This window comes from Planomicrobium sp. MB-3u-38 (assembly GCF_002836425.1).
Taxonomy (GTDB): Bacteria; Bacillota; Bacilli; order Bacillales_A; family Planococcaceae; genus Planococcus; species Planococcus okeanokoites.
In genome coordinates this window covers 95,154-108,344 of the sequence record NZ_PJBO01000048.1, presented here as the reverse complement: position 1 = coordinate 108,344, position 13,191 = coordinate 95,154, and the positions used below count along the sequence as shown (strand labels likewise).

Here is a 13,191-nt window from a genome sequence, read left to right as displayed (position 1 = left end):
GCATATTATAATTGTTTGAAGCCGCCTGTATTCGCGCGTACCTTGACTTCGGCAAATTTCTTCGCATCGATTTCACGGGAAACCAGTGTACCGACAAATCCTCCGATAAAGCCAAGTGGAATGGAGACAATCGCCGGATTAGTCAACGGAAACAGCGGAGTTCCGGTAAGAATCGCTGCACCAGCTTCCGGGCTTAAGACACTCGGGCTGACCGATACCAGCACCAGAGCGGAAATCAAACCGGTCAAAATGGCTGAAACAGCTCCTGCCGTATTGAATTTTTTCCAGAAAATCGTATAGACGATAACCGGCAGATTAGCGCTTGCCGCAATACAGAATGCCAAAGAAACCAGGAAAGCCACGTTGAGGCTTTGAGCGAAAATCGCCAGCAGGATCGAGAATGCTGCCACACCGACAGATGCATATCTGGCCGCCAGCATCTGCTGGCGTTCTGTCGCTTCCCCTTTTTTGATGATTTGCCCGTAGATATCATGGGCAAACGCTGAAGCACCGGACAGCACAAGTCCTGCAACAACAGCCAGGATGGTCGCAAAGGCCACCGCCGAGATGAATGACATGAGAATGTCTCCTCCCAGCGCTTGGGCCAGTAAAGGCGCTGCCATATTCCCAGCCGGATTTGTTGAAGTGATCAAGTCAGCACCCACAAATGCTGCTGCGCCGAAGCCAAGGAATATGGTCATGACATAGAATATGCCGACAATCCATGTCGCCCACATTACGGAACTTCTTGCCGTCTTCGCGTCCCTGACTGTAAAGAAGCGCATCAGGATATGCGGAAGGCCAGCCGTTCCAAGAACCAAAGCCAGCATCAGGGAAATCGTATCCAACGGGATTTCATATTTCACGCCAGGTTTTAAATAAGCTTCCCCATGAGGCGTCGCCGTTTTCATTTGCGTGAACATTTCCATGATATTGAAGTTGAAATTCTTCAAAACCAGGAATGACAGGACAACTGTCCCCAACATCAGCAGGATCGCTTTGATGATCTGCACCCAGCTTGTGGCAGTCATGCCTCCGAACAATACGTAAATCGTCATCATGATTCCGACAAGCAGCACGGCCCATATATAATCGATGCCGAATAATAGCTGAATCAGCGCGCCTGCTCCCACCAACTGGGCAATCATATAGAAGATAACGATTGTAATTGAACTGAGTGCTGCAGCACCACGGACTTTTTTAGCATTGAATCTGGCGTTAATCATATCTGCCAGCGTATATTTACCGAGATTTCGCAGCGGTTCAGCCACAACGAATAAAACCACAAGATAAGCCACTAAATAACCGATTGAAAAAAGGAAGCCGTCAAAACCGAATAAGGCGATCGAACCTGCAATACCCAGGAAAGACGCAGCGGACAGGTAGTCACCGGCAATCGCCATACCGTTTTGCCAGCCTGTGAGGCCGCCGCCCGCTGTATAGAAGTCGCTGGCGGAATTCGTTTTCTTGGCTGCGTAATATGTAATGACCAATGTCATCGCGACGATGACTAAAAATATGATTATGACCGTAGCATTCATCGGATATCCCCCTTCTCTTGATAGCCGAATTCCTTCAATGTCTCTTCGGCCATCTTATCGAATTGAGCCGCCCGCTTCATGTAAACGGTTACAAGTATCCATGTCATCGCGAATAATCCAAATGCAAATACCCAGACCCATGGAATGTCGCCCGCAATCGGCGCATCCAGCCAGTTCGTATAGGAAATAACAATATTAAAAGCCAGATATAAACCTAAAAATAAAGTGGTTGCCGGAATAAGAAACATTTTCTTTTTGCGCATCAAATGTTTGAATCCTTCAGAGCGCTCGATCTTTTCAAAGTCCGGTACTTCCGCTGCTCCTCCCGCGCTTGCAGGTTTCACTTCATTTCCTTCTTTCGTCAGGGGCCCTTGCAGCACTTCGCCAGTAATCGTTTTTGCCATCCATTCTTCCCTCCAATTAATTAAATATTTTTAATTTAATGATAATTAAAGCACTAACATACCGACCGGTCAATAAACAAATTGGAAAAATTTAAAAACAGTTCATATTCCATAAATTTAAAATATTATCCAACTATTAGGAGGACTTTTTACACCTTTTGAAATCTAAAAGTCCTAAAATAAAAAAGCCGACCATAGGGTCAGCTTTTTTATAGCTTATTGAGAAAAAGGTTAATCTAAATAATCGATATTGCGCATAACAGCTTCGCTTTCCTGGGGGCTTGCACTGAGCTAACTCGGCCTCGGTCCCCTTCGCCCGAGTGGATCTCAGCACTTCGCTCGAATCGGAGTTGGTTTACCAACTCCGATTCTAACCCCCTGGGAGTCTCGCTGTTTTGCTCCATATCTCAGAATTGCTTTCTATAAAAAGTAATCTAACTCTTTTGGCTTTCTGCGAAAAGGCAAAGTTGTGCTCCTGTCTCTGCGCTGGCTTCGGGAGATTAAAAACTATACATCGAAATGATTGAAGTAGATGAAATTTCTTGTGCGCCTGGAAAGAGCCGAACTCACGGTCAGCTTTTTTGAATCAATTGCATACGTTGGTTGAACAGGGTCGGATACGATAAGAAACCGAGCATTACACTGGTGACTGACGCTGTCGTCAGCAACAGGAACATGATCAGCAATTGGAATTGGACAGCCTGAATCGGGTCGGCGCCTGCAATGATTTGGCCGCTCATCATGCCGGGCAATTGGACAAGCCCAACCGTTTTCTGACTTTCGATGGTCGGGATCATACTGGCTTTGATCGAATTGATCAATTGGTTATGGATGGCCTGCTTCGGTGTGCCGCCAAGAGATAAGACCAATTCCGTTTCATCCTGATGCGATTCGACTTCCGACGTAAATCGGTTGAGGAAGAGGATCGACAGCACCATCGAGTTGCCGATGACCATGCCGCTGATGGAAATGATGTACTGGGCCGTCGGCGGTGTAATATTCAGGCCGATCAGGATGCCCTGAGTCAGCACTTCAACAAAAATGAGCGTAATGGCCACTTTCCAGGTGATCCCCTTGATGGAAGCACCTTTATTGCGGGCGTTATGCGTAGCGGCGACAATCATCAATGTCACCATCAGGAAGATATAGAGGAGGCTTTCCGAATCAAAAACGAATTTCAGGATAAAGCCGACAAGCAGCAGCTGGATGATTGAACGGACCGTTGCAATAATGGTATCGCGTTCAAGCCCTAGATTCAGGGTTTTTGAAAGGACAAGCGGAATGACAACAAAAATCAGTGTGATCGATAACGTCAGATAAGTCATTGCGCTCCCCCCTGAACAAATGATTTCACGCGGTCGTTGGACGGTGCCCGCAATAAATCGCTTTCGCCGGTTTCAACGACTTCACCGTCCATCATCACCCAGGTAAAATCTCCGATATCAAGCGCCTGCTGAAGATTATGCGTTATCCAGATGATGGTCGTGCCGTATTTCCGATTGATCAGCGTAATCAATTCTTCCACTTCCTTCAATGAAGTACGGTCCAGTGAAGACGTGATTTCATCGAGCAGCAAAATTTCCGGTTTGTTGACAAGCGTCCGGGCAATGGATACTTTCTGCCGCTGGCCGCCGGATAGATCTGTGACTTTGCGGTCCAGGAATTTTTCTCCCAGTCCTACATCGCGCAACAGGTTCTCCGCTTCTTTTTTATCGTATTTCTCTCCGCGCAATTCCACTGGCAGTGCTAAATTTCTATAAACTGTGCCACTGACCATCGGCGCACTCTGCAAAGCGATGCCGACTTTCCGGCGGAGTTCGACCGGTTCGAAGCTGTTGATTTGTTTGTCTTTAATGTAAATTTCTCCGGATTCAGGCGACAACAAGCCATTGCACAATTTCAGCAAAGTTGTTTTGCCGGCACCTGATGGCCCGACAAGCGTCGTAATTTTCCCTTCCGGAAATGAACCTGTAATCCCACGCAGTATTTGATTGTCATTGATTGAATAATCCACGTGGTTAAAATGGATGGCCGGTTTGTAATCCGTTGTCACCTTATCATCTCCTTAAAAGAAAAACAGCACACAGTCAGCAGTGTGCTGTTTTCTTTACAACTATTCTACCAGTTTTCTGGCTGCGAATTCGTCGTCCATTTTCAGGAAGTACTCGCCGCCTTCTTCGATTCCTCTGACGCGTGTAATGATGTCGCGGAATGTTTTCTCTTCTTCCATCTGTTCTTCTATAAACCAGTCAAGGAAAGATAAAGTGGCATGTTCCTGCAATTCATCCGCCAAAGTCACCAAGGCATAGATGTTGCTGGTCACTTCTTTTTCCTGCGCCAATGAACTTTCGAGAACGTCGATTGCACTTACGAAGTGGTTTTTCGGTTCAGTCAAACTTTGCAATACCGGCTTTTCGTCCATAGCTGTTAAATAATGATAGAACTTCATTGCATGGAAATGTTCTTCACGGGATTGGACCAAATAGAAATTGGCAAATCCGTGATAGCCTTTTTTCGAAAAATAAGCTGCCATGGCTGTGTAGGCATGAGCTGCCTGCAATTCATTGTTAAACTGATCGTTCAATGCATTTGTAAGTTTTTCAGGTAACATGTTTAATTCCTCCCTTTTCTAAATAATAATTATTCTAATGTAGACAATATACCATACCTTTATATCAAAAGAAAGTAATTGAGAATTATATAATTTAATTGAGAATAATAATCATTTACCACTGAATTCATTTTTAATTAAACGATAATAATTATCGTTTAAAAAAATAGTATGATTTCGAGAGAACTCTTTACTTACTTTTAGTAACCGATTGTAGTACTATGTTTTTATTACAGAAATTAATGGGGGAATTTGAATGACACAAATGAAATTGGAACCGCAGGTATTTGCGGTCTTAAAAGATAAAATACAAATGATCAAATCACAGGAAGGCGCTATTTACCTGGTCGGGCCGATTCGTCTGCCGGTCAATCTGGACGGCGATACAATTATTTTCAACTGGTATTGCTGGTTAAACCTTGAAGAAGTCACAGAAGACTACGAGAAAATCATTGAAAAGCTGTCCTCCGCCAATCTGGCTGAATATCAGCAATCCAGCGTACTCGTCTATGGAGATTTTGAAAACAGCGAAGACGCTTTGATCCGTATGCATTCGATTTGCCATACCGGAGATATTTTCGGCAGTAAACGATGCGATTGCGGTTTCCAGCTGAAGCAATCGATGAAACGCATCGCACAGCATGGCAGCGGCGCCTTGTTCTACCTTGCAAATCATGAAGGCCGCGGCATCGGCTTGTTCAGCAAAGCGATGGCATATGTGCTGCAGGAGAACGGTTATGACACAGTCGAAGCCAATGAAAGCCTTGGGTTTGTAGATGATTCCAGAAGTTACGATGATGCGATAGCAGTATTAAGCGCATTGCGCACCAAACCTGTCACGTTAATGACCAATAATCCGAAAAAAGTGGACGCTATTGAAAAAGCCGGGTTGGCGATCGCTTCCCGCACTTCCTTATGGGGAGACGAATCTGAATATAACGCCGCTTACCTCGATACAAAAGTAAGACGTTCCGGCCATATCAAAGGGGAGGACAGCGTCCATGCCAAATCATGAGTTTTATATGGATCTCGCGCTGAACAATGCACGGACCATGAAAGGGCAAACAGACCCTAACCCGCTCGTCGGCTCCGTCATCGTGAACCATAACCGTATTGTTGGTGTCGGCGCCCATTTAAAAGCGGGCGAACCGCATGCAGAAATCCATGCTCTGCGGATGGCCGGCGAAGAGGTGCACGGCGGTACGATTTATGTAACGCTGGAGCCCTGTTCCCATTTCGGGCGGACCGGTCCTTGCGCGCAGGCGATCATCGATGCCGGGCTTAAAAAAGTCGTGATTGCCGCTCTCGACCCTAACCCCCTCGTCTCCGGCAATGGTGTAAAAATGCTGGAAGAAGCGGGCATTGAAGTCGTTTCCGGTATCCGGGAGCAGGAATCCTTTAAAATGAATGAAGTGTTCAATAAATTCATCACCACTAAAAAGCCCTTTGTTACTTTAAAGGCGGCTTCAACGCTTGATGGGAAAATCGCGACCCATTCACTCGACAGCAAATGGATCACATCCGAAGATGCCCGCCGGGACGTCCATGAATTGCGCAGTGAGCATATGGCGATTCTTGTCGGCGTCGGCACAGTGATCGAAGATGACCCGGAGCTGACCGCACGCATCCCGAACGGCCGCAACCCGATCCGCGTCATTCTGGACTCTTCCTTGCGCTTGCCGCTGGATTCCAAAGTGGCTGTGGACGGCGCTGCCGAAACCTGGATTTTCACGAGCCGGACATATGACCGCTCCAAAAAAGAGCAGCTGGAACATTCCGGTATCCGCATCTTTGAAACTTCCGGTGAAACACGTACCGATGTGAACGATATGATGCGGATTCTCGGCGAAAACGGCATATCCTCTTTATTCATCGAAGGCGGCGGTACGGTCAATTCCGCATTTCTTGAAAATGGACTGATCGATAAGGTGGTCCTCTATTTCGCCCCGAAGCTTGTCGGCGGCAAGAATGCCCCCACCTTCCTTGAAGGCAGCGGATTTGAGTTGATGAAAGATGCTGTCGATTTGGCAGACGGAGAATTTACGAAAATCGGTAAAGACTTTAAATTTACCGGTTACCCTAAAAAGTGAGGAATCAGAAATTATGAAATTCGGTTTTGATGTAGATGATACTTTAATCAATCTAAGAGAATATGCTTTTCATTATTACCAGGAAAAATTGGGTCAGAAAGTAGCTATTGACGTGTTCCATGAACTGGACCGCGTAGAGATCCATGAAGCGTTCGGCCTGACCGATGAAGAAGGCAGGAATATGTGGAATAAGTCAGTCGATTATATCTATTACACTGATTGTCCGACTTACCCGGGAGCAGTCGAAGTGCTGCAGCAGCTTAAAGCTGAAGGGCATGAAATCTACTATATTACGGCGCGCTCGGCAAAACACGGTGAAGACACAAAAGCCTGGCTGAAAAAACAAGGGTTCCCTGTAGAGGACGACCGCTTCTACTGCGGGATGAAAGATGATGAGAAAGTGAAAATTATCGAAGAACTCCAACTGGATTATTATTTCGATGACAAGCCTGAAGTGCTTGAAACTCTTGCGCGTGATGGATTGAATGTTTTTGTCAGGGACCAGTCCTATAACCGTCACATGGAGCTGCCGCGTTTCAGCAATTGGACAGAGCTGCATGAACTGATCAAAGATGAAATAAAATAACCCGCTTGCCTTGGTTGGAACAACCGCAAAATTTTAAAACGGCCTGGATTTTCCAGGCCGTTTTTCTATTTCCAGAATTTCATTTATCCCACTATGTCTTCTTCACCCATTGCGCAATACCCCAAAGCTTCATCAGAAAAAGCTGCCAACAGATTGTGGCAGCTCTCAAACTCAGCCGATTCAATAATCGGCGTTTTTTATTTTTTTGAAGACGGTCACGAACGTCCCCGGATCATTTGGCACTTTGTAAGTGACAACACCTCTGTGTGTATGCAAATAAAGAAGATTGGCATCATCCGAAAAAGACTTGTACGAGATATCCCAGACATTGTTCAAGTTTAACGTAGCAGTGGGGGAAACAAGGACATCTTCATACAAATGAAGATCGAACTCGCTTGTGGTAATCTTCAACTCTCCCGCTTCAATGGAACGTTCCGTATTGACATAAGTGATAGTGGACAATAAATTCGATTGCTCCATTTCTCCGGAAGCCTCCTTCAACTCTTTGTATGAAGTCTACCGCATTCCAAAAGCGTGGTGCAACCAACTCGGGCTGCGAAAAAGCAGATAGACGGCGCAACGGAACAAATGATACAATTTTCACACAAATCGATTTGACGGAGGCTCATGCGCATGGACAGCTGGTTCGGTATAACATCCCAATATTATTTTACGCCGTTCTCAGCCAGCCACCTGACTGTGCTTGCCATTGCTGCTTTGGGTATATTCCTGCTGATCGTATTCAGAAAACAATTAATGTCCCGCCCCCTTCCATTCCAAGTTTTACGCTGGATCTTGTTTTCATTATTATTGCTGTCCGAAGTTTCCTATCAATATTGGACCATTTCAAATGGAATCTGGAATTTCGCCGGACATGTGCCCCTCCACTTATGCGGAGTGGCTTCGATTACGGCCATGATCGGTTTGTTGACCATGCGTCGGAGCTGGATTCAGATTTCCTTTTTCATCGGCATTGTTCCTGCCTTTCTTGCGCTGGTCACACCGGACTTGCCATTTGATTACCACCACTTCCGTTTTTGGAAGTTTTTCGTTCATCACACCGCCATCCCTTGGGCTTGCCTGTTCCTGGCTTTGGCAAAACCTGAAACTATTACGCTGCGTTCCGTTATCAAAGTCTTCTTATTGCTGGTCGCTTATGCGCTTGCCATCGGCTACCTGGTAAACCCGTTAACCGACGCTAACTACCTGTACCTTATGCAGCTGCCAAATACCGTTACTCCTTTAAGCTTCTTCGGCGACGGCATCTGGTATTACCTGAATTTAGGCATCACGGCTTTGCTGCTGTTCCTGCTCCAGAACTTCCTCTGGAACCGTTATATCAATAAAGACAACAAAAGACTCCTGTAAGGGGAGTCTTTTGTCTTTCCTGTATGGCCCTTATCATTCCGTGTCAAAGTATTCGTTCGTCAGATCTCCATTGACGCCAATCCCTGCTGCACTGCCTTCTCCTGCAGCAATGATCAGCTGGGACGGCACGATCTGGGAAACATCCCCTGCTGCATAAACGTTCCAGACGTTTGTCCGTCCGTAATCATCTGTAGCAATTCCGCCGTGATCGTTTATTTTGCAGCCAAGTTCTTTACCAAATGGAGTCGTGTGGCTCCATTCCGGCGTAGTAAATCCGCCTGCCCGATCTACCAGCGTTCCGTCTTCGAGCCTGACTCTGCGTAATTGCCCATTTTCGCCTTCCAGGCCATCGATCATTTCTTCATGAACTTTTATGCCTTTCGCTTCGAGTTTTGCTTTTTCATCTTCTTCCAGCCTGCCGACGCCATTTGTGAAAACGACGAGATCTTTGCTCCAGTTATATACTTTCTTGGCAAGCTCATAAACCATTTTATCAGCGATGATTGCCAACGGCTGATTTTGAATTTCCCATCCGTCGCAGTACGGGCAACTGTACAAACTGGTGCCGTAAAATTTTTCGATGTCCGGTATATTCGGCAATTTTTCCTTTACTCCGGTTGCCAAGATGATTTTTACGCTATGGAAAGTGTCGCCATCCGCTGTTTCCAGCTGATAATTGGTTTCAGTGATGCGCTTGATGCTGACAACCCTCTTTTTCTTTAGCTGTACACAATCATATTTTCCCACATCTTCGCGTCCAAGCTTTTTTAATTCCGATGGCTGAATGCCGTCCCGGGTCAGAAAGCCGTGTGCTTCCCATGTCACCAGGTTGCGTCCATGATCATCATCAAACAGCAGTGTATTTCGCTTCGAACGGCCGAGCACCAAAGCCGCACTCAATCCCGCTGGTCCTCCGCCAATTATGGCACAATCATATATCAAACCTTCCACCTCTTCCTAATTAAGCTTTTCCCGTGCTTTTTCCCGCATCTTCCAGTTCATAAACTCCATCAGAAAAATCAAAAAAGCCGGCTCCCATAAAAATGGAAACCGTCTATAGGCTATCGAGAAATTGTTGATTTCTTTAGTCATTGCGCTCTAGACAGACGCGTTCCGCTGCGAGCTGCCTTCGTTGCCTTCCGCTTCATTTTGATGTGATGCGCCGAATTTGTTTGTCGGCTTTCTCACCTCTAAATGAACTTAAAAGATGCTACATAATAAAAAGCATTTCTGAGATATGGAGCAAAACAGCGAAGACTCCCAGGTGACTAAGCGAAGTGCTGAGATCCACTCGGGCGTAATGCAATGAGCCCGAGTTAGCTCAGCGCAAGCCACCAGGAAAGCGGAGCTGTTTTGCGGAATATCGGGTTCTAGCTTTCTTTCTCATAAACTAAAGCCGGCTCCCATCAATCAGGAGCCGGCTTGGATTTATTTTAATGGGTTCAATATTTCCGTTAATGTATCGATGAAAAATTCATTTTCTTCATCTGTACCGATGGTCACACGGATATGTTCAGGCAAGCCCCAGGTTTTGCCGTAGCGAACGATAATCCCTTTCGCCATCAGCTGCTGATAAACCTCTTCCCCGTTTGCCCCTATTTGCACCAGGATGAAGTTGGCAGTTGTTTCAGTGTACGGCAACCCCATTTTTTCAAAGTTTAAGTATAAGAAATCGCGTCCTTTTCTATTGGCGTTGAATGATGCAGTGACATGCTCCGTATCCGTAATTGCTGCCGAAGCTGCAATTTGTGCCAAAGTGTTGACGTTGAACGGCTCTTTCACTTTCAGGATGGATTTGATGATTTCTTCCGAAGAAATGCCATAACCGATCCGCACGCCGGCGATGCCATAGATTTTAGAGAAAGTCTGTAAAGCGATTACCGGCTGCCCCTCGGCTACAAATTCAAGTCCGTCGGTATAGTCTTCTTCATCGGCAAATTGGCTGTAAGCCCCGTCAAATACCACCAATATATCATTCAGCTCCGCCAATAAACGCGCCATTTCTTTCCTGGCGATATACGTGCCTGTGGGGTTATTCGGCGAACAGATATAGATGATTTTCGTTTTTTCAGTAATGGCTTCGAGGAGTTTATCTACATTATATTGAAAGCCTTCATCAAAAGGCACTTGTTTAACGACCGCTCCCATAATATGCGCTCCGAAATCGTACTCGCTGAATGACGGAGAAGGTACGATGATTTCATCCCCTTGTTCCAGAAAGGCTTCAGATATTAATGTAATCAATTCGTCAGCGCCGTTGGTCGTAATGACCTGCTGTTTTGCAACGCCGTATTGGTCGGCAATCGCCTGGCGCAGGACACTGGCGTCTGCATCCGGATAGCGGTTCAGGTCCGCAAGGCTTTCCTGAATGGCTTTGACTGCTTTTGGAGAAGGCCCTAACGGATTTTCATTGGAAGCCATTTTGATGACACGGTCAAGCCCCAATTCCTTCTGCACTTCCCATATCGGCTTTCCAGGTGAATACGGCTGGATTATATCAAGTGTTTTACGTGTTTTGATATTGCTGCTTTTCGTCATTCGAATTCCCCCATGATGGTTATTATTATTGAAAGAAGTAATTAATTAATCATACCATCTTTTTGTATCATAGGAATACGGAAGTATTTGTAACCTTCGAACAAATGTGGTTTACTTTAACGAGAAAGATTGAAGAGGAGAATTGCACGATGAAAAAGATGAAGTTAATGGCTTTACCCCTTTCTTTACTATTAATGCTTGGTGCTTGTTCAGACGAAGATAAAGCAGAAGAAACTTCTGAACCCGTGGAGTCAGAAGCAGTTCCGGAAACGGTAATTGATGAACCTGCTACGGATCTCGACTTGCCGGCTGCCGATGATGTAGTAGTTATCGTGAACGGCGAAGAAATCAAAGGCACTGTCTATAATAGTGTAGCCCGTCAATTGGAAAGCTCTGTTGCCACCCAGGGCAAGAAAGCCGATGATCCGGAAGTTGCGGAGCAAGTGAAAGAGCAAGCCATCTCTGTCATTGTGGGCAATAAATTGGTTATCCAGGATGCCATTGAAAAAGGCCATGAAGTGGATGAAGAAGTTTTGGAGCAACGTTTTGAAGATTTGAAAAATCAATTCGAAAACGAAGAACAGATGAATGTTGCGCTGAAGAGAACCGGTTTCACATTAGATGATATGAAACAACAGCTGCGTGAGCAATTGATTTATGAAAGCTATCTTGCGGATGAAATAGAAGGCGCAGAAGTGACAGAAGAAGATCTTAAAGAAGCTTATCAGGGTTATGTCGACTCCACTGAGGGAGAAACGCCAGAATTCGAAGAAATGAAGCCGATGATCCTCCAGTCCCTGGAAGACCAGAACGAAAAACAAGCAGTCTATGACCGCATTGAAGAATTGCGGGAAGCCGCTGATGTGGAAGTTAAAATTTAAATAATAGTAAGAAAAACCTCCAACCCAGTCGGTTGGAGGTTTTTTCTTATAAGGAAAGTTTATCGCGGCAGTATGCCTGCACTTCTGCTTCTTCATCATCTTCAAGCGCAAACTCCATCGCTTTGCCCGTTTGCTTATCCATGAAGTTATAATGCGCGATGCGGGCTCCACTTTCATCGGCAGCCATAATGACACGCAGGTCAAGGCCGGCTTCTGTGTAAAGTTCATCATCTTCATCCACTTCGACAGTAAGCAAAAATTCGTAGCGATCACTTTCCATTATTCCTGTTGGATCATTGATTTTGTGAAATGTAAAATCGGTAATTTCCATATGGTCCACCTCCGTCTTATTTCTATTCTAGCCTTTTCCACTTCGTTTTAACAGCTTTAACGGCATATGCCTGCCTCACTTTCCCTTTACCTTCTTTGCACATTGTTTATTCATTAAAATAAAGGGAATAATAATAAGATAATGATAAATTAGAGGAGTGGAAATTTTAATGGATGTTTTAGTAATTGGAGCAAATGGACAAGTAGGCAGAAATATCGTCAAGGAATTGGCGGAAACAAATCATAATGCCGTTGCAATGGTCAGAAAAGAAGAGCAAAAAGCCAAAATGGAGGAGCTCGGCGCCTCCAAAGTAGTATTGGCTGACCTTGAAGAGGACTTCAGCAATGCTTTCGACAATGTCGATGCTGTAATTTTCGCAGCCGGTTCAGGTCCGAAAACCGGAGCTGAAAAAACGTTGACCATCGACTTATGGGGTTCAGTAAAAGCTGCAAAATACGCCCAGGATAAAGGTGTGAAACGCTTTGTTCAGCTAGGTTCCGTCGGATCCGATAATCCGGATGCGGGCGGCGAAGAGATGAAACCATATCTTGTGGCAAAACGCACTGCGGACGAACTTCTGCAGTCAACCAATCTCGATTACACTATTGTACGTCCTGGAGCTTTGTCGGACGAAGACAAAACAGGAAAAATCGAAGTGTCGACAGAAGGTTTCAAGTCACTTGAAGGCCGTTCAATCCCTCGCGCGGATGTTGCGCATGTGCTTGTAAACGTATTGGAACGTGAAAACACATATGGCAAGGTATTTGAAATCCTGCAAGGTGAAGAAGACGCGGAAAATCAATTAGAGACTGTCTAATAGAGCAAGCTGAGAGCGGATGGA

The 13,191-nt window shown here is 45.5% G+C and carries 15 protein-coding genes; 6 read left to right on the top strand and 9 right to left on the bottom strand.

What is annotated here, in order from left to right; all coding sequences use genetic code 11:
* Positions 1-5: 5 nt before the first annotated feature.
* The 5 genes from CXF70_RS09820 to CXF70_RS09800 all read right to left on the bottom strand — a co-directional run bounded on the left by CXF70_RS09820 (position 6) and on the right by CXF70_RS09800 (position 4,556).
* The gene (locus CXF70_RS09820; RefSeq protein ID WP_101802496.1) at positions 6-1,541 is read right to left on the bottom strand and encodes a solute symporter family protein; all 1,536 of its coding nucleotides are present in this window, start codon (positions 1,539-1,541) and stop codon (positions 6-8) included.
* Positions 1,538-1,945, bottom strand: a complete 408-nt coding sequence (locus CXF70_RS09815; RefSeq protein WP_101802495.1) for a DUF485 domain-containing protein — start codon at positions 1,943-1,945, stop codon at positions 1,538-1,540. Before CXF70_RS09815 ends, CXF70_RS09820 begins: the two co-directional genes overlap by 4 nt.
* Positions 1,946-2,517: 572 nt before the next feature.
* Entirely contained in the window at positions 2,518-3,270 is a 753-nt protein-coding gene (locus CXF70_RS09810) for an ABC transporter permease (protein WP_084243254.1), read from the bottom strand.
* The gene (locus tag CXF70_RS09805) at positions 3,267-3,998 is read right to left on the bottom strand and encodes an ABC transporter ATP-binding protein (protein ID WP_101802494.1); all 732 of its coding nucleotides are present in this window, start codon (positions 3,996-3,998) and stop codon (positions 3,267-3,269) included. Before CXF70_RS09805 ends, CXF70_RS09810 begins: the two co-directional genes overlap by 4 nt.
* 60 nt (positions 3,999-4,058) lie before the next feature.
* Positions 4,059-4,556, bottom strand: a complete 498-nt coding sequence (locus CXF70_RS09800) for a ferritin (RefSeq protein ID WP_101802493.1) — start codon at positions 4,554-4,556, stop codon at positions 4,059-4,061.
* A gap of 256 nt (positions 4,557-4,812) precedes the next feature.
* Between CXF70_RS09800 and CXF70_RS09795 the strand changes: the two genes are divergently transcribed.
* The 3 genes from CXF70_RS09795 to CXF70_RS09785 are packed head-to-tail and all read left to right on the top strand — an operon-like array spanning position 4,813 to position 7,232.
* A complete protein-coding gene (locus CXF70_RS09795) occupies positions 4,813-5,571 on the top strand; it encodes a GTP cyclohydrolase II (protein WP_084243257.1) in 759 nt (252 codons plus the stop codon).
* On the top strand, positions 5,558-6,646 hold the full coding sequence (ribD, locus tag CXF70_RS09790) for a bifunctional diaminohydroxyphosphoribosylaminopyrimidine deaminase/5-amino-6-(5-phosphoribosylamino)uracil reductase RibD (RefSeq protein WP_101802492.1): 1,089 nt from the start codon (positions 5,558-5,560) through the stop codon (positions 6,644-6,646). Before CXF70_RS09795 ends, ribD begins: the two co-directional genes overlap by 14 nt.
* Positions 6,647-6,659: 13 nt before the next feature.
* Positions 6,660-7,232, top strand: a complete 573-nt coding sequence (locus tag CXF70_RS09785; protein WP_233208597.1) for a 5' nucleotidase, NT5C type — start codon at positions 6,660-6,662, stop codon at positions 7,230-7,232.
* A gap of 180 nt (positions 7,233-7,412) precedes the next feature.
* Here the strand turns inward: CXF70_RS09785 and CXF70_RS09780 are convergent, their stop codons facing one another.
* Positions 7,413-7,712 carry a hypothetical protein gene (locus CXF70_RS09780; protein ID WP_101802490.1) on the bottom strand — a complete coding sequence of 100 codons (300 nt, stop codon included), beginning with the start codon at positions 7,710-7,712 and terminating at the stop codon, positions 7,413-7,415.
* 153 nt (positions 7,713-7,865) lie between these two features.
* Between CXF70_RS09780 and CXF70_RS09775 the strand changes: the two genes are divergently transcribed.
* A complete protein-coding gene (locus tag CXF70_RS09775) occupies positions 7,866-8,600 on the top strand; it encodes a YwaF family protein (RefSeq protein WP_101802489.1) in 735 nt (244 codons plus the stop codon).
* A 33-nt stretch (positions 8,601-8,633) separates the two neighbouring features.
* Here CXF70_RS09775 and CXF70_RS09770 read toward each other — a convergent pair whose 3' ends face one another.
* Both CXF70_RS09770 and hisC read right to left on the bottom strand, forming a co-directional pair.
* The gene (locus tag CXF70_RS09770) at positions 8,634-9,551 is read right to left on the bottom strand and encodes an NAD(P)/FAD-dependent oxidoreductase (protein ID WP_369916935.1); all 918 of its coding nucleotides are present in this window, start codon (positions 9,549-9,551) and stop codon (positions 8,634-8,636) included.
* Between the two features lie 477 nt (positions 9,552-10,028).
* A complete protein-coding gene (hisC, locus tag CXF70_RS09765; RefSeq protein WP_101802487.1) occupies positions 10,029-11,138 on the bottom strand; it encodes a histidinol-phosphate transaminase in 1,110 nt (369 codons plus the stop codon).
* A 149-nt stretch (positions 11,139-11,287) separates the two neighbouring features.
* Here hisC and CXF70_RS09760 point away from each other — a divergent pair, with 149 nt between their 5' ends.
* Entirely contained in the window at positions 11,288-12,019 is a 732-nt protein-coding gene (locus CXF70_RS09760) for a SurA N-terminal domain-containing protein (protein WP_084243264.1), read from the top strand.
* Between the two features lie 46 nt (positions 12,020-12,065).
* Here CXF70_RS09760 and CXF70_RS09755 read toward each other — a convergent pair whose 3' ends face one another.
* On the bottom strand, positions 12,066-12,350 hold the full coding sequence (locus CXF70_RS09755; RefSeq protein ID WP_084243265.1) for a DUF6509 family protein: 285 nt from the start codon (positions 12,348-12,350) through the stop codon (positions 12,066-12,068).
* Positions 12,351-12,519: 169 nt separating this feature from the next.
* Between CXF70_RS09755 and CXF70_RS09750 the strand changes: the two genes are divergently transcribed.
* Positions 12,520-13,167, top strand: a complete 648-nt coding sequence (locus tag CXF70_RS09750) for an SDR family oxidoreductase (RefSeq protein WP_101802486.1) — start codon at positions 12,520-12,522, stop codon at positions 13,165-13,167.
* The last annotated feature ends 24 nt before the right edge of the window (positions 13,168-13,191 follow it).

Coding starts and splice junctions, on each gene's coding strand:
- CXF70_RS09820 (WP_101802496.1), bottom strand. CDS start 1,541: ATGAATGCTACGGTCATAATCATATTTTTAGTCATCGTCGCGATGACA.
- CXF70_RS09815 (WP_101802495.1), bottom strand. CDS start 1,945: ATGGCAAAAACGATTACTGGCGAAGTGCTGCAAGGGCCCCTGACGAAA.
- CXF70_RS09810 (WP_084243254.1), bottom strand. CDS start 3,270: ATGACTTATCTGACGTTATCGATCACACTGATTTTTGTTGTCATTCCG.
- CXF70_RS09800 (WP_101802493.1), bottom strand. CDS start 4,556: ATGTTACCTGAAAAACTTACAAATGCATTGAACGATCAGTTTAACAAT.
- CXF70_RS09795 (WP_084243257.1), top strand. CDS start 4,813: ATGACACAAATGAAATTGGAACCGCAGGTATTTGCGGTCTTAAAAGAT.
- ribD (WP_101802492.1), top strand. CDS start 5,558: ATGCCAAATCATGAGTTTTATATGGATCTCGCGCTGAACAATGCACGG.
- CXF70_RS09785 (WP_233208597.1), top strand. CDS start 6,660: ATGAAATTCGGTTTTGATGTAGATGATACTTTAATCAATCTAAGAGAA.
- CXF70_RS09780 (WP_101802490.1), bottom strand. CDS start 7,712: ATGGAGCAATCGAATTTATTGTCCACTATCACTTATGTCAATACGGAA.
- CXF70_RS09775 (WP_101802489.1), top strand. CDS start 7,866: ATGGACAGCTGGTTCGGTATAACATCCCAATATTATTTTACGCCGTTC.
- hisC (WP_101802487.1), bottom strand. CDS start 11,138: ATGACGAAAAGCAGCAATATCAAAACACGTAAAACACTTGATATAATC.
- CXF70_RS09760 (WP_084243264.1), top strand. CDS start 11,288: ATGAAAAAGATGAAGTTAATGGCTTTACCCCTTTCTTTACTATTAATG.
- CXF70_RS09755 (WP_084243265.1), bottom strand. CDS start 12,350: ATGGAAATTACCGATTTTACATTTCACAAAATCAATGATCCAACAGGA.
- CXF70_RS09750 (WP_101802486.1), top strand. CDS start 12,520: ATGGATGTTTTAGTAATTGGAGCAAATGGACAAGTAGGCAGAAATATC.